The sequence below is a fragment of the Yinghuangia seranimata genome (genome assembly GCF_029953285.1).
GTDB classification, from domain to species: Bacteria; Actinomycetota; Actinomycetes; order Streptomycetales; family Streptomycetaceae; genus Yinghuangia; species Yinghuangia seranimata.
The window spans coordinates 127502-150879 of sequence record NZ_JASAOI010000050.1; the positions used below are offsets into that span (position 1 = coordinate 127502).

Sequence of the window (23378 nt, forward strand, 5' to 3'; positions counted from 1 at the left end):
GTCGCCCCCTCCCCCACCACTCCCGCCCACTGACGAAGGAGCCCCCGATGGCCTCGGGCATCATCAAGACCACGGACAAGACGTTCACCGAGGACGTGCTGCAGAGCGACAAGCCGGTGCTGGTCGACTTCTGGGCCGAGTGGTGCGGCCCGTGCCGCCAGATCGCCCCGGTCCTCGAGCAGATCGCGGCCGAGCACGGTGACAAGCTCACCATCGCCAAGCTCAACACCGACGAGAACCCCGAGGTGACCACGCAGTACGGGGTCATGTCGATCCCCACGCTGAACGTCTACCAGGGCGGCCAGGTCGTGAAGACGATCGTCGGCGCCAAGCCCAAGGCGATGATGCTCAAGGAGCTCGCGGAGTTCATCTGATCCCGGGTGCTCACGAAGGCGCCCCCCGGAACCGGGGGGCGCCTTTTCCGCGTGTAGAGGGCCGGACGTCTGTGATTCCGGGTTCCGGGGGGATACCCGATGCGGCGCCGTGGGGGGCCGCAGCCCGCGCTCGGGGGAGCGCTCGGGGTCTTCCCATGTTCCGTTTGATTCCTGCTCTGCGCGCGTACGATCGAGTGTTGCGTCAATCTCGGGAGGATTCCGTTCCATGACCCTGCAGCGGCAGTACCGACGCGGAGACACCGGCCCTGCCGTAGCCGAGATCAGGTCGAAACTCACCCTGCTCGGTCTGCTCGCGGTGGACTCCCCCGGCGGGCCGGTGGACGCCGACCGGGGCGACGAGGCCGTCTTCGACGACGACGTGGACCGCGCCGTCCGGCACTTCCAGCAGCAGCGCGCGCTGACCGTCGACGGGGTCGTCGGCCCCGAGACCTACCGGCAGCTCGACGAGGCGCGCTGGCGGCTCGGCGACCGGGTGCTCAGCTACTCGGTCAGCCACCTGATCGTCGGCGACGACGTCGCGACGCTGCAGCAGCGGCTGCTCGACATGGGCTTCGACTGCGGCCGCGTCGACGGCATCCTCGGCGCGGGCACCGAGCGCGCGCTGCGCGACTTCCAGCGCAACTACGGGCTGCGCGCCGACGGGACGTGCGGACCGGCGACCTTCCGCGCGCTCGACCGGCTGGCCCGCACCGTGGTCGGCGGCCAGCCGCACGCGATGCGCGAGTCCGAGCTGATCCACCGCTCGGGGCCCGCGCTGTCCGGCAAGGTCGTCGTCATCGACCCGGGGCACGGCGGCGGAGACCCGGGCGTCGTGGCGCACGGGCTCGCCGAGGCGGACGTCGTGTGGGACCTCGCGCGCCGCCTCGAGGGCCGGCTCTCCGCCCTCGGCGTGCAGGCGTACCTGACCCGCGGGCTGGACGGCGATGGACTCGTCGACGAGGAGCAGCGCGCGGCGTTCGCCAACGCGACCGACGCGGACCTGGTCATCTCGCTGCACTCGGACCGCAACGACCATCCGCAGGCGCGCGGCGTCGCGACCTTCTACTACGGCAGCGGCAGCGACCGGTTCGGGCTCCGCTCCCCCACCGGCGAGCGCTTCGCCGGCCTCGTGCAGCGCGAGCTGGTGGCGCGCACCGGGATGGTGGACTGCCGCACCCACGGCAAGGCGTGGCCGCTGCTGCGGAGCACGCGGATGCCGGCCGTCCGCGTCGAGCTGGGCTACCTGACCAATCCCGAGGACGCCGCGCTGCTCACCGAGGCGACGTTCCGCGACCAGGCCGCCGAGTCGATCGTGGTCGCTCTGCAGCGGCTGTACCTGCCGCCGGAGCAGGACGAGCCGACCGGGATGCTGCGGCTGCCCGCGTTCATCTGAGTCGCCCGCGTCACTCGGGCACGCCGGACACCACCGGCACCGCGCACACCTCACACGGCGGTCAGGGAAGCGCGCCTTCCCCGACCGCCGTCGGTGTTTCACGTGAAACGTCGTCGGCCGCGGCGGTCAGCACACGCAGCGGGACCGCCGGGCCGTCCGGCAACCAGACACGGTCCGGGCGCGTCTCCGGTCGTGAGGCGGACACCAGGCCGCCCACGAAACCACCGACGACGCCGAGGCCGAGACCGGCGACAACCCATCGCACCGAGCGCATCCGGGCCTCCAGAATGGGGGATTACGCCACGCCGCATGGTAGTCCCGGCCCGGCGGGAGCGGCCAATGCGCCTGTACGTCGCAGCCGGTTGCCACCCTGTCGGCGGAATCACAGCGCGCGATCGCTACTCCGTTTCGCATACTCGTTGACACGGCACATTTCGGTGCCCGCCCGCATCGCCTCAAGGAGGCTGGTACGTGAACGTCCCGCAGAGCCAACCCGGATCCCGTCTCGACAACTACGTCGACCGCTACGCAGCCCGCACCGCGGGCATGACGGCTTCCGAGGTCCGAGCTCTGTTCGCCGTGGCATCACGGCCCGAGGTCGTCTCACTCGCCGGCGGCATGCCGAACATCAACGCGCTTCCGCTCGACGCGGTCGCGGACACCGTCGCACGCCTCGTCGTCGAGCGCGGCACCGTCGCGCTGCAGTACGGCTCGGGCCAGGGCGACGAGACGCTGCGCGGCCAGATCTGCGAGGTCATGCGTCTCGAGGGCATCGAGGCGCACCCCGACGACATCACCGTCACGGTCGGCTCGCAGCAGGCCCTCGACCTGGTGACCCGGATCTTCATCGACCCGGGCGACGTCATCCTCGCCGAGGCGCCCAGCTACGTCGGCGCGCTCTCCACCTTCGCCTCCTACCAGGCCGACGTCGTGCACGTCGGCATGGACGAGGACGGCCTCGTGCCCGAGCACCTGGAGAACGCCATCGCGGCGGTCCGGGCGAGCGGGCGGCGGATCAAGTTCCTCTACACGATCCCGAACTTCCACAACCCGATGGGCGTGTGCCTGTCCCCCGAGCGGCGCGGCCGGATCCTGGAGATCTGCCGGGCCGCCGACGTCCTCGTCATCGAGGACAACCCCTACGGTCTGCTGGGCTTCGACAACGAGCCGATGCGCGCGCTGCGCGCCGACGACGCCGAGGGGGTCGTGTACCTCGGCTCGTTCTCCAAGACCTTCGCCCCGGGCCTGCGCGTCGGCTGGGCGGTCGCCCCGCACGCGGTGCGCGAGAAGCTCGTGCTCGCGGCCGAGGCGTCGGTGCTGAGCCCGCCGGTCTTCTCGCAGATGACGGTCTCCGCGTATCTCGAGACGCAGCCGTGGCGCGCGCAGATCAAGAACTACCGCGAGATGTACCGCGAGCGCCGCGACGCGATGCTCGACGCGCTGCGCACCTACATGCCCGAGGGCACCACGTGGACGAACCCCACGGGCGGCTTCTTCGTGTGGGTCACGCTGCCGGCCGGGCTCGACGCCAAGGCGATGCTCCCCCGCGCCGTCACCGCCCGCGTCGCGTACGTGCCCGGCACCGCCTTCTACGCGGACGGCTTCGGCGCCTCCTCGATGCGCCTGTCCTTCTGCTACCCGACGCCCGAGCGGATCCGCGAAGGAGTGCGCCGGCTCGCCGGCGTCATCACCCAGGAGCTGGAGCTGCGCACGATGTTCGGGACGCCGCAGAGCCAGACGCCGCCCGCGGCATCGCCGACGACGCTGGCCCCTGGGCCCGACCTCGCCTGACCCTCCCCCGGCATGCGCTGTTTCACGTGAAACACGGACCCGCCACGGGCCGGGGGGGGGGGAAGGGCCGGGGCGCCCGGGCCGGGGTTGCCCGGGCCCCGCCCGCGCCGGCCCCTCCCCCGGCATGCGCTGTTTCACGTGAAACACGGACCCGCCACGGGCCGGTGCCTGTCATCGGCCCGTGGCGCCGGGCCGGTGTTTCACGTGAAACACCGCGCGCCGTCCACCCCCTCCCCCCGCTTCCTCGTTCCGAGGGGTATATCCATCCCATGCCCCCTCTCCCGAAAGGACCACGGATGAGCGACCTCGGCCGCGTCGTCGTACTCGCCGGCGGGCTCTCCCACGAGCGCGACGTCTCGCTGCGCTCGGGCCGCCGCATCGCGGACGCGCTGCGCGCGATCGACGTCGACGTCGAGGTGCTGGATGTCGACGGGCGGCTGCTCGCGGCGCTCACCGCCGACCGGCCCGATGTGGTGTTCCCGGCGCTGCACGGCTCGTACGGCGAGGACGGCGCGGTGCGCGACGTCCTCGAACTGCTCGGCATCCCGTACGTCGGATCGCGCCCCGACGCGTCGCGGCTCACCTTCGACAAGCCGATGGCGAAGGCCGCGCTGCGCGCCGCGGGCGTGCGGACGCCGGACTCGGTGACGCTGCCCCAGGACACCTTCCGCGACCTCGGCGCCGGCGCGGTGCTGGACGCCATCGTGGCGCGGCTCGGCCTCCCGCTCTTCGTGAAGCCGGCCCGCGGAGGGTCCGCGCTCGGCGCGTCCGTCGCCCGCACGCTCGACGAGCTGTCCTCCGCGATGGTCGGCGCGTTCGCCTACGGGGACGTCGCCCTCGTCGAGACGTACCTGGAGGGCACCGAGGTCGCGGTGTCCGTGGTGGACACCGGCGACGGCCCGACCGCCCTGCCGGTCGTCGAGATCGTCCCCGACACCGGCGTGTACGACTACACGGCCCGCTACACGGCCGGAATGACGGAGTTCTTCGCCCCGTCCCGGCTCGCCCCGGAAGCCGCTCAGGCGGCCGTCCAGGCGGCCCTGACGGCCCACCAGGTGCTGCGGCTGCGCGACGTGTCCCGCACCGACCTGATCGTCGACGCCGAGGGCACCCCGTGGTTCCTGGAGGCGAACGTCGCCCCGGGCATGACGGAGACCAGCCTCCTCCCCCTCGCCATCGCGGCGGCGGGCCTCGACGCGGGGATCCTCTACCGCGAACTGCTGCACCGGGCGGCGAAGCGCGGCTGACGCATCGCGCGTTGTTTCACGTGAAACACGAAGGGCCCCGCAGAACTTCTGCGGGGCCCTCGGTGTGTCCGTGCGCGGTCAGCCGAGTGGCGCTTCGCCCGGCTTGCGCTTCAGGAGTTCCGCGAGCGCGCGCTCGTCCCCCGGAGCGATCATCGCGACGATGCGCTCCAGATCCTCCACCGAGGCGAACTCGACGATGAGCTTCCCCTTGTCCTTGCCGATGTTGATGCTGACGCTCGTGTCGTAGCGGTCCTTGAGTCGCTCGGCCAACACCGAGATGGCCGGCGAGATGTGCTTGCCGGCCCTCGGCGTGTTGGCCTTCTTCGCCGACTCCTTCGGCGGGCCGTTGCGCTCCTCCTCCAGCTTCCGGAGCAGGACGATCTCTTCGACCGAACGCACCGAGAGTTCCTCGCGGATCACCCGCTGCGCGAGCTCGATCTGAGCCTGCGGGTCCTTGAGGCTGAGCAGCGCTCGAGCATGGCCCGCGGACAACGACGTCTCTGTAATGAGCTTCGTCTGCACCTCCCAGGGGAGACGCAGCAGCCGCAGAGTGTTGGTCACATGGGCACGCGAGCGCCCGATGCGATCGGCAAGCGCCTCCTGCGTGCAGCCGAACTCCTTGAGGAGCTGCTCGTACGCGGCCGCCTCCTCGATCGCGTTGAGTTCCGCGCGGTGCAGGTTCTCCAACAGCGCGTCGACGAGCATCTTGTCGTCGTCGGTGTCCCGCACGATCGCCGGGATCGGATCGAGCCCGGCTTCCCTCGAGGCCCGCCATCGCCGTTCGCCCATGATGAGCTCGTAGCGGTCGTCGCCGAGAGGACGGACCACGATCGGCTGGAGAAGGCCGTACTCCGTGATGGAGGTGACCAGCTCGGCGAACGCCTTCTCCTCGAAGTGCTCGCGCGGCTGCCGCGGGTTCGGCGTAATCGCGTCGAGCGGCAGCTCCGCGAACCATGCGCCGTTCACCGTCGGGGGCGCGACAGGTTCAGGTTCCGGCGTGGGCTCGGGGATGACCGGCACGCCGACGGGCGACGCGGGGTCCGAGATGGTGACCCGCAACGACGTCGGGGCCGCCGGTTGCGGCAGCGGCCTCGTGAGCGCGGATACCGAAGCCGCCCCTGATCCGTCCTCGGCGGAGGGGATCAGCGATGCGAGCCCCCGCGGCCCCAGTCCTCTACGAGCGCTCACTGTGCCCCCTTCGCCTCTGCGGCAATTCCACGAAGCGCGATCTCCCGCGCCGCCTCAAGATACGACAAGGCACCACTGGATCCCGGATCGTAGGTCATCACCGTCTGCCCGTAGCTGGGCGCTTCGGAGATCCGCACGGAACGCGGGATCGACGTGTTCAACACCTCGGCGGCGAAGTGGTCACGCACCTCCTGGGCGACCTGTGAGGCCAGCCGGGTACGCGCGTCGTACATCGTGAGCAGGATCGTGGAGACGTGCAGCCTCGGGTTGAGGTGGCCGCGCACGAGCTCGACGTTGCGGAGCAACTGGCCGAGTCCTTCCAGCGCGTAGTACTCGCACTGGATCGGGATGACCACCTCGCGCCCCGCGACGAGCGCGTTGACGGTGAGCAGGCCGAGCGACGGCGGGCAGTCGATGAGGATGTAGTCGAGCGGCTGCTCGTACGCGTCGATGGCGCGCTGCAGCCGGCTCTCCCGGGCCACCAGCGAGACGAGTTCGATTTCGGCGCCGGCCAGGTCGATCGTCGCGGGCGCGCAGAACAGCCCCTCGACGTCCACCACCGGCTGCACGACCTCGGCCAGGTCCTTGCCCTCGACGAGCACGTCGTAGATGGACGGCACGCTCGCGTGGTGGTCTATCCCCAGCGCGGTGGACGCGTTGCCCTGCGGATCGAGGTCCACGACGAGGACGCGCGCGCCGTGCAGCGCGAGCGCCGCCGCGAGGTTCACCGTCGACGTGGTCTTGCCGACCCCGCCCTTCTGGTTCGCCACGACCATGACGCGGGTCTCGGCCGGTCGGGGCAGCCCCTCGGCGGCCCGGCCCATCGTCTCGACGGCCTGCCGGGCCGCGCGGGCGATCGGCGTGTCGTCGACCAACTCCGGTTCGGTTTCACGTGAAACGTCGTCCGGATCGAGGCTGTCGAGTCCGGGAGGATACGGATCGCGGGGCGCCGGGACCGGCTCCGCGGTGACGTCGGACGACGACAACGGTCCACTCTCCTCTGCTGCCAGTGCCCCGACGGCGCCGTGCGCGCCACCGGTGTGCAGACCGGTATGCACAGAGCCTGCCATGTTCGGGGCCGCATGCGTACGTGAGGAGGGAACCTGCTGGATCTTTACGGCTTCCGGGCCACCGGTTTGGGTGAGCCCCCACTTCAGTTTCCACGGACGTCGTTTCACGTGAAACACGATGCCCGGCATGATCGCGATGGATCATCGCGACACACCGGGCAATTCACTATGAATCAGTGCATCTGCCTAACGGACGGGTCAGCCGCGCCGCCCCGAACGTCCGCCGCGGGCCGTCCGCCCGTTCCGCGTGCTCTTGCGGCCGCCGCGCGTCGGCTGCGGCTGGACCTCGCCGATGCGCACCCGCACCACGGTGGTCAACGGATCCACGATGCCCTCGCCGACCTGGACCACGTCCCACTCGACGGCGCCGAGCTTGCGCAGGTCGGCCTCGGACTCCTGCAGCTCGGCCGCCGCGGAATCACCCTTCAGGGCCAACATCTCCCCGCCCGAGCGAAGCAGCGGCAGACCCCAGCCGGCCAGCTTCGACAGCGGTGCCACGGCGCGCGCCGTGACGACGTCCGAGCGGATCTCGCCGCGCACCTCCTCGGCGCGGCCGCGGAGCACCGTGACGTGCCCGAGGCCGAGCTCGCGGACCACCTCGTCGAGGAACGTGGTGCGCCGCAGCAGCGGCTCGACCAGCGTGATGTGGAGGTCCGGGCGCACCAGGGCCAGCGGGATGCCGGGCAGGCCACCGCCCGAACCGACGTCGTGGACGACGGCGCCCTCGGGTACCAGTTCGGCCAGCACGCCGCAGTTGAGCAGGTGGCGCTCCCACAGCCGCTCGACCTCGCGCGGGCCGATCAGGCCGCGGCGCACCCCGGCGTCGGCCAGGATGTCGGCGTACCGGACCGCGAGGCCGAGGTTGGCGCCGAACAGCCGCTCGGCCGCCGCGGGTGCCTCGGGGGCACGCTCCGCCGCGGCCGCCGCCCGGCCCTCCGACCGACGCTCCCGGCCCGCTTCACCCGCTGTGTCGTGTTCCACGTGAAACATCTTCCCAGGAACGGCCGTGACCCCGCCTTTCCACAGGCAGGGTCACGACGGTGGACGGTGTGTGTTTGGGGTTCGGGCCCTCAGGTCAGGCGGGCAGGACCACGACGCAGCGCTGCGGCTCCTCGCCCTCCGATTCGCTGCGCAGCCCGCCCTCGGCGACCGTGTCGTGCACGACCTTGCGCTCGAAGGGCGTCATCGGCTTGAGCTTGATCGGCTCGCCGGTCTCCTTGACCTTCTCGACCGCCTCGGTGGCCAGCGCCGCCAGGTCCTGCCGGCGCTTCGCGCGGAAGCCGGCGATGTCCAGCATCAGGCGGCTGCGCTCACCGGTCTCCCGGTGCACCGCGAGGCGGGTCAGCTCCTGGAGCGCCTCCAGGACCTCGCCGTCCCGGCCGACGAGGCGGCTGAGGTCGCCGCCGGCGGTGTCCTCACCCTCGCCGGGGATGACCGACACCGAGGCGCGGCCGCCCTCGACGTCCATGTCGATGTCGCCGTCGAGGTCGGCGATGTCGAGCAGGGCCTCCAGGTAGTCGGCCGCGATCTCGCCTTCCTGCTCCAGACGGCTGATGTCCTCCGCGGTCAGGCTGATTTTCCGCGGCGAGGTCTCGACGGCGGGGGTCGTGCCTTCCGTCACAGGGGAACTCCTTAACGCTTTATGTCTTCCGGGGGCCGGACTGGCCGAACCGCGGTGTGGTCGGGCCCAGGTGTCACACCGGGACGCCCACGGGCCGGGACGGGCCCGAGGCGCGGTTCGGCACCCGGTCAGGACTTCTTGCGTCCCTGGTTCTTGGGGGCCTGCGGACGGTCGCCGGAGGGCCGGTTCCCGTTGGCGGAGCCGGACGCCGTGCCGTTCGACGGAGGCGTACGGGCCGTGGAGCCCTTCACCGCCGGACGCTGCGCGGGCGAGCCCTGCGTGCCGCCGGACTTCCGCTTCGACTTCGAGGTGCGGGTGGGCTGGACGCGCTTGGCGGCGCGCTCCTTCTCCTCCGCGATCTTCGCCTCGTACTCGGCGGCGTCCATGACGTCGCCCTCGGGGGTGAGGACCTTGCCCTGCTTCTTGGCCTTCTCCGCGAGCCGCTCCTGGCGGGCCTTGAACGCGATGCTGCCCGGCGTGGGGTTGCGCTGGATGACGAACAGCTGCTGGCCCATCGTCCACAGGTTGGTGGTCAGCCAGTAGATGAGCACACCCACGGGGAAGTTGATGCCGAACACCGCGAACATGATCGGGAAGACGTACATCAGGATCTTCTGCTGCTGCGCGAACGGGTTCGCGGCCATGGCAGTGGGATCCGTGTTCTTCACCATCAGCTGGCGCTGCGTGATGAACTGCGACGCCGACATCATCACGATCATCACGATGGTGACGACGCGGACGGTCGTGACGTTCGCGCCCAGCGACTCGATCTTCGACGCGGAGTCGGTGAACTTGGCGGCCAGCGGGGCACCGAAGATGTGCGCCTTCTGCGCGCTCTGGACGAGGCTCTCGTTGATGACGCCGACCGTCTTGCCGTTCGCCACGTTGCTGAGCACGTGGAACAGGGCGAAGAAGAACGGCATCTGCACAAGGATGGGGAGACAGCTCGAAAGCGGGTTCGTCCCCGTTTCCTTGTAGAGCTTCATCATCTCCTGGGACTGGCGCTCTTTGTCGTTCTTGTAGCGCTGCTGGATCTCTTTGATCTTGGGCTGCAGGATCTGCATGTTCCGGGTGGCCCGGATCTGCTTCACGAACAGCGGGATCAGACAGATCCGGATCAGCACCACGAGGCAGACGATGGACAGGCCCCAGGCCCACCCGCTGTCGTTGCCGAAGATCGGCCCGAACAGCTTGTGGAACTGGACGATGATCCAGGAAACGGCGTCGTAGAGGGGGTTCAGGATCCCCACGGTCAGGCTCCTCGGGCGATGGTGTGCGCACCGTGCACGTGATCGTCGTGCTCGTGATCAGCGGTGCAGGCGGTACGGGAGGTCTGCTGCGCCTCGGGGGCTGCCCCGGAGGACCGGAGACGCCATGGGCGGCGGGTACGCGGCGGCACGAAATCGACTCCGCCGGGGTTCCAGGGGTTGCAGCGCAGGATGCGCCACACGGTCAGGTACGTGCCCTTGATCGCGCCGTGTGTCGAGATGGCCTCGTACCCATAACGCGAGCAGCTCGGATAGAACCGGCACACCGGGCCCAGCATCGGACTGATCGTCCACTGATAGAGCCTGATGAGCCCCATGAGCAGGTACTTCATGGCCTCGCCCCTGGCCTTCCCGACCGGCTGAGCAGTCGGCCCAGCGCCGCGTCGAGGTCGGAGGCCAAGTCGGCGTACTCCGCTTCCGCCGCAGGCGGCAGGGCCCGTACCACGACCAGGCTACCCTCCGGCAGCAGCCCGAGGCGGTCGCGGACCAGGTGGCGCAGCCGCCGCTTGACGCGGTTTCGCACCACCGCCGGACCGACGGCCTTGCTCACGACGAAACCCGCACGCGCCGGCGGGGTCTCCCCCGGGGACGCGTGCGGGTCCGTGGCACTGCCAGGCTGCGCGAGATGCACCACGAGCAGCGGTCGACCGGTGCGGCGGCCACGCCGCACCGCGATCGCGAACTCGTCGCGGCGCCTCAGCCGATTGACGGGAGGGAGCACGGTGAACCGACTCCTTCTCCCTAGGGAAGATCAGGCGGACAGCTCGGCGCGACCCTTGCGGCGGCGGGCGGCCAGGATGGCGCGGCCGGCGCGGGTGCGCATGCGCAGCCGGAACCCGTGGGTCTTCGCCCGGCGACGGTTGTTCGGCTGGAAGGTGCGCTTGCTCACTCGGGGGCTCCAGGATTGACTCGGAGGCTGGCGGATTGACGCCGCCGGCCATCACCGTACGTCCGCAACATGCAGTCTCTGGTGTTTACGGACATGCGGCAGCGGTCGTCGACAACTAGACCGGCTTACGGTACGTACGAACGCCCGCTGCGGTCAAATGGGGGACGCCCGGCTGCCCCCGCCCGGGTGTCGCGGCTGGTCGCCCCAGGGGCTTCCAAGGCCGCAGTGTACGCCTTCTAGCTGCGAAGACGTTGTATTCACAGGCTGTGGACAACAGGTTGAGCGGGGGGCCGCAGGACGACTACCGTGGTGGGTTCTGCTCGCCGTCGCCCCGTCCCGGCGACCGCGCCCCGCGATCCACCCGGCTCCACCCGCCGCCCCGAATCTGACGCAAGAAAGAGCGTGCAACCGTGGCTGACATCACCAGCGACCTCGCCGCAGTCTGGGCACGGTTCCTGGAACGCCTGGCCACGGACGACAGTGTGGAGGCCAAGGACAAGGGGTGGCTGCAGCGCACCCAGCCGCTGGCACTGATCTCCGACACCGTGCTGCTGGCCGCGCCGAACGAGTTCGCCAAGCAGGTGCTGGACGGCCGTCTGCGGCAGCTGGTGACGGAGACGCTGAGCCAGGGCTTCGGGCGGGCCATCACCTTCGCGGTGACCGTCGAGCCGGGCGCGGGCGACGAGGGTGAGCCGGGCTACGCGGGCGCCCCCGGCGGCTACCCGGCGGCCCCGCAGCAGGTGCCGCCCCAGCAGGGCCTCCCCCAGCCGCAGTACGCGCCGTATCCCCAGGAGGGGTACGGCCAGCCGCCGTACCGCCCGGAGCCGTACGGCGACCCTTATGCACAGCACGCACCGCAGGGGTATCCGCAGGACTACCCGCCGCAGGACCGTTACCCCGCGGCGCCGGGCCCCGGCCGTTATCCCCAGGACGCGCGGGAGCAGTACGACCCGCGCGACCCCCGCGAGCAGTACGGCCTGCGGGACCGCCGCGACCCTGGTGAGCCGCAGTACGACCACGGCTATCCGCAGGACCGCTATCCGGCACAGGTGCGTTATCCCCAGGAGCATTCCGACCACGGGGTTTCCGGATCCGCGTCGATCGCGACGGACGACGGTACGCTTTTCTCCGGTCGCGATGATCTGATGAACGCACCGGCGGGTTTTTCCACACCGCCTGTCCACAGCTTTGTGGACAATTCGATTCATGGATCCGACGACAGAAACTCGCCGGTTCCCAGCGCCCGCCCGAACCCCCGCCCCGGCACCGGGCGCGAGGCCGCCGGAACCGGCCGCGAGCAGGCCTCGACCGGCAAGGAGAACGAGCCGGCCGCGCGGCTGAACCCGAAGTACCTCTTCGAGACGTTCGTCATCGGCTCCAGCAACCGGTTCGCCCACGCGGCCGCGGTCGCGGTCGCCGAGGCGCCGGCGAAGGCGTACAACCCGCTGTTCATCTACGGCGAGTCCGGGCTGGGCAAGACCCACCTCCTGCACGCCATCGGGCACTATGCGCGCAGCCTCTACCCCGGGACCCGGGTGCGGTACGTGAGCTCGGAGGAGTTCACCAACGAGTTCATCAACTCGATCCGCGACGGCAAGGCCGACGGATTCCGCCGCCGTTACCGCGATGTGGACGTCCTGCTCGTCGACGACATCCAGTTCCTGGAGACGAAGGAGCAGACGCAGGAGGAGTTCTTCCACACCTTCAACACGCTCCACAACGCGAACAAGCAGATCGTCATCTCCTCGGACCGCCCGCCCAAGCAGCTGGTGACCCTGGAGGACCGGCTGCGGAACCGCTTCGAGTGGGGGCTGATCACCGACGTGCAGCCGCCCGAGTTGGAGACGCGGATCGCGATCCTCCGCAAGAAGGCCATCCAGGAGGGCCTCAACGCGCCGCCGGACGTCCTGGAGTACATCGCCAGCAAGATCTCCCGGAACATCCGCGAGCTGGAGGGCGCGCTCATCCGCGTCACGGCGTTCGCGAGCCTCAACCGGCAGCCGGTGGACCTGCAGCTCACGGAGATCGTCCTCAAGGACCTCATCCCGGACAGCGCGGGCCCGGAGATCACCGCCGGCACGATCATGGCGCACACCGCCTCGTACTTCGGGCTGTCCGTCGAGGACCTGTGCGGGACCTCGCGCAGCCGCGTGCTGGTGACCGCGCGGCAGATCGCGATGTACCTGTGCCGCGAGCTCACCGACCTCTCGCTGCCCAAGATCGGCGCGCAGTTCGGCGGCCGCGACCACACCACGGTGATGCACGCCGACCGCAAGATCCGCTCGCTGATGGCCGAGCGCCGGTCCATCTACAACCAGGTCACCGAGCTGACCAACCGGATCAAGAGCTAGCCGCCGCAAGCCCGTTCGCGAAGGCCCGTCCCCAGCCTGGGGACGGGCCTTCTGCATACCCGGAGCCGGCTCCCCGGCACCACCAACCGCCGTGCGGCGGTGTGACGTTCATCTCATCGGGCCGCGGCGGGCCGGGTTTTCCACCGGAAACCGGCGCACCCGCCGTCCACATCATGGGGAACACTGGTCAACACCCGGCTTATGCACAGGCGTTGGGTACGGCGGAGTCGAACAGCCAGGTCACACCCCTGGGGATCTGTGCATCACGACTGTCCACACTCTGTGGACAGAGCGGGAGGGGGTTCTGGGCGACCAACCTGCCGCTCGGTTGTCCACCGCTTGTCCACGGGTTCGGCGCTGTTGTCCCCAGGTTTTCCACCGAACTGTCCACAGGAACAAGGCTTTTCACTCGGTCGAGTGAAAGCGCGCGCCGAGGCCCCGAAAAACGCTGGGGACAACTCGGGGTGAGATTGGGGATTGAGTGGGGACAACAGGGGGTAACGCTGGGGACGGCCTGTGGAGCGGTTTCGCTCGTCCACAGCGGCACGGGGTTTGTCCACCGGTTACCCACACCCCTGAAGTGGACAAAAAATCGCCTCTGACCTGCGCGGACAACGGTTATCCACGGTATCCACACCCCCTACTACTACGACTACCTAGATAACCCTGGGATTGATCGCTTAAAGGTGGGGTGGGCGCCGATCTGTGGACCACGCCGCCGAGAGGGGTGTGAGCGGGCTGTCGGCCCGGTGCGTCAGACTGGGGTCACACATCCAGTGCCAGACATCAGGCAAGCGGCAGCAGCAGGAGGCGGTGACCGGTGAAGTTCCGGGTCGAGCGTGACGTTCTGGCCGACGCGGTGGCGTGGACGGCCCGCAGCCTCCCGGCCAGGCCCGCCGTCCCCGTGCTGGCCGGCCTGCTGCTGGAGGCCGACGGCGGGACCCTGACGCTGTCGAGCTTCGACTACGAGGTCTCGGCCCGGGTCGGCATCGAGGCCGAGGTCGAGGACGAGGGCCGCATCCTGGTCTCCGGCCGGCTGCTCGCCGACATCTGCCGCAGCCTGCCGAACCGTCCCGTCGAGGTGTCCACAGACGGTGCAAAGGTCGCCGTGGTCTGTGGAAGCGCGCGGTTCACCCTCCCCACGCTGCCTGTGGAGGACTACCCGGCGCTCCCCGAAATGCCCACCGCCGCGGGCTCGGTGGCCGGTGACGTCTTCGCCGCCGCGGTCGCCCAGGTGGCCATCGCCGCCGGCCGCGACGACACGCTGCCGATGCTGACGGGTGTGCGCATCGAGATCGAGGGCGACACGGTCACCCTCGCCGCGACCGACCGCTACCGCCTCGCCGTCCGCACCTTCCTGTGGAAGCCGGACCAGGCCGGGCTGTCGTCGATCGCGCTCGTCCCGGCGAAGACGCTGAACGACACCGCCAAGGCGCTCACCAACGGCGACAGCATCCAGATCGCGCTCGCGGGCGACAAGCTCGGCGAGGGCATGATCGGCTTCGAGGGTGCCGGCCGGCGTACCACCACGCGCCTGCTGGAAGGTGAATTCCCCAAGTACCGCGCGCTGTTCCCGGACGGTGCGGCGAGCGTCGCGACCGTCGAGACCGCGCCGTTCGTCGACGCGGTGAAGCGTGTGTCCCTGGTCGCGGAGCGCAACACCCCGGTCCGCCTGACCTTCAGCGACGGCCGCCTGGTCCTCGAGGCCGGCTCCGGCGACGAGGCGCAGGCCTCCGAGGCGCTGGACGCGTCGCTGACCGGCGACGAGATCTCCATCGCCTTCAACCCGGCGTTCCTGCTCGACGGCCTGAGCGCGATCGACTCCCCCGTCGCGCAGCTGTCGTTCACGACCTCCACCAAGCCCGCGGTGATGACCGGCAAGCCCGACATGGACGCCGAGGCCACCGACGAGTACCGCTACTTGATCATGCCGGTCCGGCTCTCCGGCTGAGCCCGCTGACGTGATCCGTAGGCCGTCCGGGCACCGTCCGGACGGCCACCCGGCGCACCGATGTCTGAACGCCCCCACAAGGGGCACCAGAGGACGGTGCCGAAACCATCGGCATCAGGGCAGCGACACGAAGGATGCAGGACATGGAGCTCGGACTCGTCGGCCTCGGCAAAATGGGCGGCAACATGCGCGAGCGGATCCGCCGCGCTGGCCACACCGTGGTCGGATACGACCGCAACCCCGACGTCGCCGATGTGGACAGTCTCAAGGCGCTTGTGGACAACCTGGCCACGCCGCGCGTGGTGTGGGTGATGGTCCCGGCCGGCGCTGCCACGGCCTCGACGATCGACGAACTCGCCGGGCTGCTGTCCCCCGGCGACGTCGTCGTGGACGGCGGCAACTCGCGCTGGACCGACGACATCGCGCACGGCGAGAAGCTGGCCGCGAAGGGCATCGGGTTCGTCGACTGCGGCGTCAGCGGCGGCGTGTGGGGCCTGCAGAACGGCTACGCGCTGATGTGCGGCGGCGGCGCCGAGGACGTCGCGAAGGTCCAGCCGATCTTCGACGCGCTCAAGCCCGAGGGCGACTTCGGCTTCGTGCACGCCGGCAAGATCGGCGCCGGCCACTTCGCCAAGATGGTCCACAACGGCATCGAGTACGCGATGATGCAGGCCTTCGCCGAGGGTTGGGAGCTGCTCGAGGCGTCCGACGAGGTCACCGACGTCCGTGAGGTCTTCCGCAGCTGGCAGGAGGGCACCGTCATCAAGTCGTGGCTGCTCGACCTCGCGGTGCGGGCGCTCGACGACGACGAGCACCTCGACAAGCTCAAGGGCTTCGCCCAGGACTCGGGCGAGGGCCGGTGGACGGTGGAGGCCGCGATCGACCTCGCGGTGCCGCTGCCCGCGATCACCGCGTCGCTGTTCGCCCGGTTCGCGTCCCGCCAGGACGACTCGCCGTCGATGAAGATGGTCGCCGCGCTGCGGAACCAGTTCGGCGGGCACGCGGTCGAGTCCAAGTGACGCGACGGTGACCGCGGGCGAAGCCCCGTAAGGGGCGGCGCCGCACGTGTTCCACGGCCGCCGACCGATCCGCTCGGTCGGCGGCCGCCGTTGTCCGGCACAGGTGCCCGGTATGTGCCGGGCAGTTGTCCACAGGTGTGCACAGACCACGCACACCACAGGCCACACGAGGGGAGGCCGGCGCACCGCGCGCCACCGCCATGCACGTCGCGCACCTGTCCCTGGCCGACTTCCGCTCGTACGCCTCGGTCGAGGTCCCCCTCGACCCCGGCGTGACCGCGTTCGTCGGCCCCAACGGCCAGGGCAAGACCAACCTCGTCGAGGCGGTCGGCTACCTCGCGACGCTGGGCAGCCACCGGGTCGCCAACGACGCGCCGCTGGTCCGGCTCGGTGCGGAACGCGCCTATGTGCGCGGCAGCATCGTGCGCGAGGGCCGCACCACGCTCGCCGAGCTGGAGATCAATCCCGGCAAGGCCAACCGCGCCCGGATCAACCGCTCCCCCGTCCCCAGGCCGCGCGACATCCTCGGCCTGCTGCGCACCGTGCTGTTCGCGCCCGAGGACCTCGCGCTCGTGAAGGGCGACCCCGGTGAGCGCCGGCGCTTCCTCGACGAGCTCCTCACGGCGCGCGCGCCGCGCATGCTGGGCGTGCGGCAGGACTACGAGCGCGTCCTCAAGCAGCGGAACGCGCTGCTGCGCAGTGCCGCGATGGCGCGCCGGGCGGGCGGCCGCGGCGCGTCGCTGAGCACGCTCGACGTGTGGGACTCGCATCTCGCGGTCGCCGGTGCCGAGTTGACCGCGGCCCGCCTCGAACTGACCGGCGCGTTGCAGCCGTTGGTGGACAAGGCGTACGACGAGGTGTCGTCCGGCGGCGGCCCGACGGTGCTTGAGTACCGCGCGTCGATCGGCGACGAACCGCTGCCCGCAGACCGGCGGTTGATCCACGACGCGCTGATGGCGGCCATCGAGCGGCAGCGTCCGAGCGAGATCGAGCGCGGTGTGACGCTGGTCGGCCCGCACCGCGACGACGTGCTGCTCAAACTCGGCGCGCTGCCCGCGAAGGGCTACGCAAGCCACGGTGAGTCGTGGTCGTACGCGCTCGCGCTGCGGCTCGCGTCGTACGAACTGCTCCGCGCCGACGGCGGCGAGCCCGTCCTCGTCCTGGACGACGTGTTCGCCGAACTGGACGCCCGGCGCCGCGAGCGGCTGGCCGAGCTCGTCGCGCCCGGCGAACAGGTGCTGGTGACCGCCGCGGTCGCCGAGGACGTCCCGGCGGTGCTCGCCGGCGCGCGGTACGCGGTGTCCGCCGGAGAAGTGCGGAGGACCGTGTGAGCACGCCGTCCGGCGCCCCCTCCCCCGGCGACCCCCAACTCCCCGGCTCCGCACGCGCGGTTGCCGCGTCCGGTCCCCAGCCTGTGGACAACTCCGCGCCCGCCGGGGACGCAGGCGTGGAGAAGAAGGGCATCGACCTCGCGCGCGCCGCGCTCATGCAGGCGCGCGCGCAGGCGCGCAACCGGTACGAGAAGCAGCAGGAGCGCCGCGACGGCCGGCGCGGGCTGCGCCGCAGCGGTTCCGGCCCGGACGACCGCGACCCCCAGCCGCTGCGCGGTGTGATGGGACGGCTCATCGCCGAACGCGGTTGGCAGACCCCGGCCGCGGTGCACGGGGTCATGGGGCGCTGGCCCGAGATCGTCGGTCCGGGCATCGCCGCGCACTGCACGCCCGAACGCTTCGACGAGGGGCGGCTGGTGGTGCGCACCGACTCGGACAACTACGCCACACACGTGCGTTGGCTCGCGCCGAAGCTGCTCGCGCGGATCAACCAGGAGCTCGGCGACGGCACGGTCACCTATATCGAGGTGCGCGGTCCGGCGGGCGAGCGGAGGCGCGGCGGAGGCCGCTGGAGTGCGGGTCGCTGAGCTCGGCGCGGCCGCCGCGCGTACCGCAGGTAACCCCGGTCGGGCGGCCTCGCGACCGAGTGTCGTAGCGGGCTGACAGGCTGTCATGGACACTCGGTCGGCACATCCGCCAGCGGCGATGTGAGCCCCGAAAGACCCCCTAGCGCATGGGGGGACTTGTGGAAAGCCCTTCCAGAGCGCCACACGCGAATACAGGGGCCTTGGTAACCCGTCTTTGTGTCGCCGGGACCGGTAGACTATGGAGGCAATCCCGCTACGGCGGATCCAGTGTCGACTTCCGCGGCTCCGTGCCCGGGGTGACTCCGGCCCGGCCTCGTGCCGGGTCGCATGGTCTCTCGGACCGTGCTCCCAGGGCAGGGAGCCGTGCTGTGCCAGAAAGGGCGCTTCGTGGCCGACCCCGGCAACCCCAAGGAGAATGACGTGGCCGAGCCGACCGGCAGCGGGGCGCCCTCACCGAACGGCGCGTCGTACGACGCGAGCAACATCCAGGTTCTCGAGGGTCTGGACGCCGTCCGCAAGCGGCCCGGCATGTACATCGGCTCCACCGGCGAGCGCGGCCTGCACCACCTGGTGTACGAGGTTGTGGACAACGCGGTGGACGAGGCGCTCGCCGGCCACAACGACCGCATCGAGATCACGCTCCTGCCGGACGGCGGGGTCAGCGTGCTCGACTTCGGCCGCGGCATCCCGGTCGACATCCACCCCGTGGAGAAGCGTCCGGCGGTCGAGGTCGTGCTGACCGTCCTGCACGCCGGCGGCAAGTTCGGCGGCGGCGGGTACGCGGTCTCCGGCGGTCTGCACGGCGTCGGCGTCTCGGTCGTCAACGCGCTGTCCACGAACCTGGCTGTGGACATCTGCCGCGACGGCTACCGGTGGACGCAGGAGTACAAGCGAGGCGTGCCCGTGGAGCCGCTGGCCAAGCACGAGGCCACCGCCGACACCCGCACCAAGGTCACGTTCTGGGCCGACCCCGAGGTCTTCGAGACGACCGTCTACTCGTTCGAGACGCTGTCGCGCCGCTTCCAGGAGATGGCCTTCCTCAACAAGGGCCTGACGATCGTCCTCACCGACGAGCGCCCCGACCACCTGGACGAGGACGAGAAGCAGCGCTCGGTCACGTACCACTACGAGGGCGGCATCTCCGACTTCGTCACGTACCTGAACTCGCGCAAGGGCGAGCCGATCCACAAGTCGGTCATCGACTTCGAGTCCGAGGACGCCGACCGCAAGATCTCGGTCGAGGTCGCGATGCAGTGGAACTCGCAGTACACCGAGGGTGTCTACAGCTTCGCGAACACCATCCACACGCACGGCGGCGGCACCCACGAAGAGGGCTTCCGCGCCGCGCTGACCTCGTGGGTCAACCGCTACGCGCGCGACAAGAAGCTGCTCAAGGAGAAGGACGACAACCTCTCCGGCGAGGACATCCGCGAGGGCCTGACCGCGATCATCTCGGTGAAGCTGGCCGAGCCGCAGTTCGAGGGCCAGACCAAGGACAAGCTCGGCAACACCGAGGCCAAGACGTTCGTCCAGCGCGTCACCAACGAGCACCTCGCGGACTGGTTCGACCGCAACCCGGTCGAGGCGGCGGACATCGTCCGCAAGTCCATCCAGGCGGCCACCGCGCGCGTCGCGGCCCGCAAGGCGCGCGACCTGACCCGCCGCAAGGGCCTGCTCGAGACCGCGTCGCTGCCGGGCAAGCTGTCCGACTGCCAGAGCAACGACCCGACCAAGTGCGAGATCTTCATCGTCGAGGGCGACTCGGCCGGCGGCTCGGCCAAGTCCGGGCGCAACCCGATGTTCCAGGCGATCCTCCCGATCCGCGGCAAGATCCTGAACGTCGAGAAGGCGCGCATCGACCGCGTGCTCCAGAACACCGAGGTCCAGGCCCTGATCTCGGCGTTCGGCACCGGCATCCACGACGACTTCGACATCGAGAAGCTGCGGTACCACAAGATCGTGCTGATGGCCGACGCCGACGTCGACGGTCAGCACATCCGCACGCTGCTGCTCACCCTGCTGTTCCGCTTCATGCGCCCGCTGGTCGAGGCCGGCCACGTCTACCTCGCCCAGCCGCCGCTGTACAAGATCAAGTGGGGCAAGGACGACGTCCAGTACGCCTACTCCGACCGCGAGCGCGACGCGCTGCTGCAGATCGGCCGCGAGGCGGGACGCAAGCTCCCCAAGGACGACGCGATCCAGCGCTTCAAGGGCCTCGGCGAGATGAACGCCGAGGAGCTGCGCGTCACCACGATGGACACCGAGCACCGCGTGCTGCTCCAGGTCACCCTCGAAGACGCGGCCCGTGCCGACGACCTCTTCTCGATCCTCATGGGCGAGGACGTCGAGGCCCGCCGCTCGTTCATCCAGCGCAACGCGAAGGACGTGCGCTTCCTGGACATCTGACCGGCGGCGACGGACAGGCCGGTGCGTCTCCTCCGGGTTTGCCCGGGGTTGCTTCGCCAATTGCCTCCCAGATGCAACCGGCCCGTCCCCCGCCTCCGTCTGACGCCTCGACAGGTCACGCGGCGTACCCACCCCTGAAGACCCGAACGCGGTACGCCGCAGTGCGAAAGGAACCGGACCAGAGATGGTCGACGCGACCCCCCCTCCCACGACCGACCGCATCGAGGAGGTCGAGCTCGAAACGGAGATGCAGCGCTCGTACCTCGACTACGCGATGAGCGTGATCGTCGGACGCGCGCTCCCTGAGGTCCGGGACGGCCTCAAGCCGGTGCACCGCCGCGTGCTGTACGCGATGTACGACGGCGGCTACCGCCCCGAGAAGGGCTACTACAAGTGCGCCCGCGTCGTCGGCGACGTGATGGGCTCGTACCACCCGCACGGCGACACCTCCATCTACGACACCGTCGTGCGCCTCGCCCAGCCGTGGTCGATGCGCATGCCGCTCGTCGACGGCAACGGCAACTTCGGCTCGCCGGGCAACGACCCGGCGGCCGCGATGCGCTACACCGAGTGCCGCATGGCCCCGCTGGCCATGGAGATGATGCGCGACATCGACGAGGACACCGTCGATTTCGGCCCCAACTACGACGGCCGGCAGCAGGAACCCGAAATCCTGCCGTCGCGCTTCCCGAACCTGCTGGTCAACGGCTCGGCGGGCATCGCGGTCGGCATGGCGACCAACATCCCGCCGCACAACCTGCGCGAGGTCGCGTCGGGCGTCCAGTGGTACCTCGAGAACCCGGAGGCCTCGCAGGAGGACCTGCTCGAGGCACTCATCGAGCGCATCAAGGGCCCCGACTTCCCGACCGGCGCGCTCATCGTCGGCCGGCGCGGCATCGAGGACGCGTACCGCACCGGGCGCGGCTCGATCACCATGCGCGCGGTCGTCGAGGTCGAGGAGATCAACAACCGGCAGTGCCTGGTCGTCACCGAACTGCCGTACCAGGTCAACCCGGACAACCTCGCCCTCAAGATCGCCGAGCTGGTCAAGGACGGCCGCATCCAGGGCATCGCCGACGTGCGCGACGAGACGAGCTCGCGCACCGGCCAGCGGCTCGTCATCGTGCTCAAGCGCGACGCGGTCGCCAAGGTCGTCCTGAACAACCTCTACAAGCACACCCAGCTGCAGGACACCTTCGGCGCCAACATGCTGGCGCTCGTCGACGGCGTCCCGCGCACGCTCCCCCTCGACGCCTTCATCCGGCACTGGGTGGAGCACCAGATCGAGGTCATCGTCCGGCGCACCCGGTTCCGGCTGCGCAAGGCGCAGGAGCGCGCGCACATCCTCATCGCGCTGCTGAAGGCCCTCGACGCGATCGACGAGGTCATCGCGCTCATCCGGGCGTCGGCGACGGTCGACGAGGCGCGCAGCGGCCTGATGGGCCTCCTGGAGATCGACGAGATCCAGGCCAACGCGATCCTCGAGATGCAGCTCCGCCGCCTCGCGGCCCTGGAGCGGCAGAAGATCACCGCCGAGTACGACGAGCTCATGGCGAAGATCGCGGAGTACAACGAGATCCTCGCGTCGCCCGAGCGGCAGCGGCAGATCGTCAGCGAGGAGCTCGCGGCGATCGTCGACAAGTACGGCGACGACCGGCGCAGCCAGCTCATCCCGTTCGACGGCGACATGTCCATCGAGGACCTCATCGCCGAAGAGGACATCGTCGTCACCATCACGCGCGGCGGCTACGTCAAGCGCACCCGCACCGACCTGTACCGCTCGCAGAAGCGCGGCGGCAAGGGCGTGCGCGGCGCGCAGCTGAAGCAGGACGACATCGTCGATCACTTCTTCGTGACGACCACCCACCACTGGATCCTGTTCTTCACGAACAAGGGCCGGGTGTACCGCGCGAAGGCCTACGAGCTGCCGGACACCGGCCGCGACGCGCGCGGCCAGCACGTCGCCAACCTGCTGGCCTTCCAGCCGGACGAGAAGATCGCCCAGGTGCTCGACCTGCGCGACTACGAGGTGGCGCCGTACCTGATCCTGGCCACCAAGGCCGGCCTGGTGAAGAAGACCGCGCTCAAGGAGTACGACACCAACCGCAGCGCGGGCGTCATCGCCATCAACCTGCGCGCGGACGAGAGCGGCGCGGACGACGAGCTGATCGCCGCCGAACTGGTCGGCCCTGAGGACGACCTGCTGCTCGTCAGCCGGAAGGCCCAGTCGATCCGGTTCACCGCAACGGACGAGGCGCTGCGCCCGATGGGCCGCGCGACGTCCGGTGTGAAGGGCATGAGCTTCCGCGAAGGCGACGAGCTCCTGTCCATGAGCGTGGTCCGCGAGGGCACCTTCGTGTTCACCGCCACCGACGGCGGGTACGCGAAGCGCACCAGCGTGGACGAGTACCGCGTCCAGGGTCGCGGCGGCCTCGGCATCAAGGCGGCGAAGATCGTCGAGGACCGCGGGTCGCTCGTCGGCGCGCTCGTTGTGGACGTAACAGATGAAATCCTGGCCATCACGCTCGGCGGAGGTGTGATCCGGACCCGTGTTTCCGAAGTTCGGGACACCGGCCGTGACACGATGGGCGTGCAGCTGATCAACCTGGGTAAGGGCGATGCGGTGGTGGGCATCGCCCGGAACGCCGAGCCGGAGCCGGAAGGCGACGTCGACGGCGACCCGGAAACCGAGGGCGCCGCGGCGGTGCCCTCCGGGCAGGAGGGTGACGCGTGAGCACAGACCGGACGTCGGCCGGCGGCCGAGGCCGTCGTACCGACCGGGACCGGCCCGGCGGGCACGCCGACCAGCCGCCTGCGGCCCCCGGGCATCCCGGCGCGGCCCCGCCGCCGCGGCCGACCGCACCTCCCCCGCCGCCGGCCGGCCCCCCGCCG

At 70.2% G+C, this 23378-nt stretch carries 19 protein-coding genes; 11 read left to right on the forward strand and 8 right to left on the reverse strand.

Features of this window, described 5'->3' with window-relative positions; all coding sequences use genetic code 11:
* Window positions 1-47 precede the first annotated feature (47 nt).
* The 4 genes from trxA (at window position 48) to QI554_RS30480 (ending at window position 4805) form a co-directional block, all read left to right on the forward strand.
* Window positions 48-374, forward strand: a complete 327-nt coding sequence (gene trxA / locus QI554_RS30465) for a thioredoxin (protein ID WP_281474426.1) — start codon at window positions 48-50, stop codon at window positions 372-374.
* Window positions 375-600: 226 nt separating this feature from the next.
* Complete coding sequence (locus QI554_RS30470) at window positions 601-1767, forward strand: N-acetylmuramoyl-L-alanine amidase (protein ID WP_281474427.1); 1167 nt, start codon at window positions 601-603, stop codon at window positions 1765-1767.
* A gap of 471 nt (window positions 1768-2238) precedes the next feature.
* On the forward strand, window positions 2239-3558 hold the full coding sequence (locus QI554_RS30475; protein ID WP_281474428.1) for an aminotransferase-like domain-containing protein: 1320 nt from the start codon (window positions 2239-2241) through the stop codon (window positions 3556-3558).
* A 296-nt stretch (window positions 3559-3854) separates the two neighbouring features.
* On the forward strand, window positions 3855-4805 hold the full coding sequence (locus QI554_RS30480; protein WP_281474429.1) for a D-alanine--D-alanine ligase family protein: 951 nt from the start codon (window positions 3855-3857) through the stop codon (window positions 4803-4805).
* Window positions 4806-4883: 78 nt separating this feature from the next.
* Here the strand turns inward: QI554_RS30480 and QI554_RS30485 are convergent, their stop codons facing one another.
* The 8 genes from QI554_RS30485 to rpmH form a co-directional block, all read right to left on the reverse strand.
* Window positions 4884-5993, reverse strand: a complete 1110-nt coding sequence (locus QI554_RS30485) for a ParB/RepB/Spo0J family partition protein (RefSeq protein ID WP_281474430.1) — start codon at window positions 5991-5993, stop codon at window positions 4884-4886.
* Window positions 5990-7063 carry a ParA family protein gene (locus QI554_RS30490; RefSeq protein ID WP_425528083.1) on the reverse strand — a complete coding sequence of 358 codons (1074 nt, stop codon included), beginning with the start codon at window positions 7061-7063 and terminating at the stop codon, window positions 5990-5992. Before QI554_RS30490 ends, QI554_RS30485 begins: the two co-directional genes overlap by 4 nt.
* Before the next feature lie 198 nt (window positions 7064-7261).
* Window positions 7262-7939, reverse strand: a complete 678-nt coding sequence (gene rsmG, locus QI554_RS30495) for a 16S rRNA (guanine(527)-N(7))-methyltransferase RsmG (RefSeq protein WP_281474475.1) — start codon at window positions 7937-7939, stop codon at window positions 7262-7264.
* 199 nt (window positions 7940-8138) lie between these two features.
* On the reverse strand, window positions 8139-8684 hold the full coding sequence (locus QI554_RS30500) for a Jag family protein (RefSeq protein ID WP_425528082.1): 546 nt from the start codon (window positions 8682-8684) through the stop codon (window positions 8139-8141).
* Window positions 8685-8812: 128 nt separating this feature from the next.
* Entirely contained in the window at window positions 8813-9934 is a 1122-nt protein-coding gene (gene yidC / locus QI554_RS30505) for a membrane protein insertase YidC (RefSeq protein ID WP_281474432.1), read from the reverse strand.
* 2 nt (window positions 9935-9936) lie between these two features.
* Window positions 9937-10284, reverse strand: coding sequence for a membrane protein insertion efficiency factor YidD (gene yidD, locus QI554_RS43425; protein ID WP_343230825.1), 348 nt, complete (start codon window positions 10282-10284; stop codon window positions 9937-9939).
* On the reverse strand, window positions 10281-10673 hold the full coding sequence (gene rnpA / locus QI554_RS30515) for a ribonuclease P protein component (RefSeq protein WP_281474433.1): 393 nt from the start codon (window positions 10671-10673) through the stop codon (window positions 10281-10283). Before rnpA ends, yidD begins: the two co-directional genes overlap by 4 nt.
* Window positions 10674-10703: 30 nt before the next feature.
* Window positions 10704-10841 (reverse strand): 50S ribosomal protein L34, encoded by a 138-nt coding sequence (gene rpmH, locus QI554_RS30520; RefSeq protein WP_010849920.1) that lies wholly within the window; start codon window positions 10839-10841, stop codon window positions 10704-10706.
* A gap of 410 nt (window positions 10842-11251) precedes the next feature.
* Here rpmH and dnaA point away from each other — a divergent pair, with 410 nt between their 5' ends.
* The 7 genes from dnaA to gyrA all read left to right on the forward strand — a co-directional run bounded on the left by dnaA (window position 11252) and on the right by gyrA (window position 23220).
* Complete coding sequence (dnaA, locus tag QI554_RS30525) at window positions 11252-13192, forward strand: chromosomal replication initiator protein DnaA (RefSeq protein ID WP_281474444.1); 1941 nt, start codon at window positions 11252-11254, stop codon at window positions 13190-13192.
* An 820-nt stretch (window positions 13193-14012) separates the two neighbouring features.
* Window positions 14013-15143 carry a DNA polymerase III subunit beta gene (gene dnaN, locus QI554_RS30530; protein WP_281474446.1) on the forward strand — a complete coding sequence of 377 codons (1131 nt, stop codon included), beginning with the start codon at window positions 14013-14015 and terminating at the stop codon, window positions 15141-15143.
* A gap of 134 nt (window positions 15144-15277) precedes the next feature.
* Complete coding sequence (gene gnd / locus QI554_RS30535) at window positions 15278-16162, forward strand: phosphogluconate dehydrogenase (NAD(+)-dependent, decarboxylating) (RefSeq protein WP_281474448.1); 885 nt, start codon at window positions 15278-15280, stop codon at window positions 16160-16162.
* A 200-nt stretch (window positions 16163-16362) separates the two neighbouring features.
* Window positions 16363-17493 (forward strand): DNA replication/repair protein RecF, encoded by a 1131-nt coding sequence (recF, locus tag QI554_RS30540; RefSeq protein ID WP_281474450.1) that lies wholly within the window; start codon window positions 16363-16365, stop codon window positions 17491-17493.
* A 155-nt stretch (window positions 17494-17648) separates the two neighbouring features.
* Window positions 17649-18080, forward strand: a complete 432-nt coding sequence (locus QI554_RS30545) for a DciA family protein (protein ID WP_425528084.1) — start codon at window positions 17649-17651, stop codon at window positions 18078-18080.
* Between the two features lie 363 nt (window positions 18081-18443).
* On the forward strand, window positions 18444-20486 hold the full coding sequence (gene gyrB, locus QI554_RS30550; RefSeq protein ID WP_281474455.1) for a DNA topoisomerase (ATP-hydrolyzing) subunit B: 2043 nt from the start codon (window positions 18444-18446) through the stop codon (window positions 20484-20486).
* A 184-nt stretch (window positions 20487-20670) separates the two neighbouring features.
* Entirely contained in the window at window positions 20671-23220 is a 2550-nt protein-coding gene (gene gyrA, locus QI554_RS30555) for a DNA gyrase subunit A (protein WP_281474457.1), read from the forward strand.
* Window positions 23221-23378: the final 158 nt, after the last annotated feature.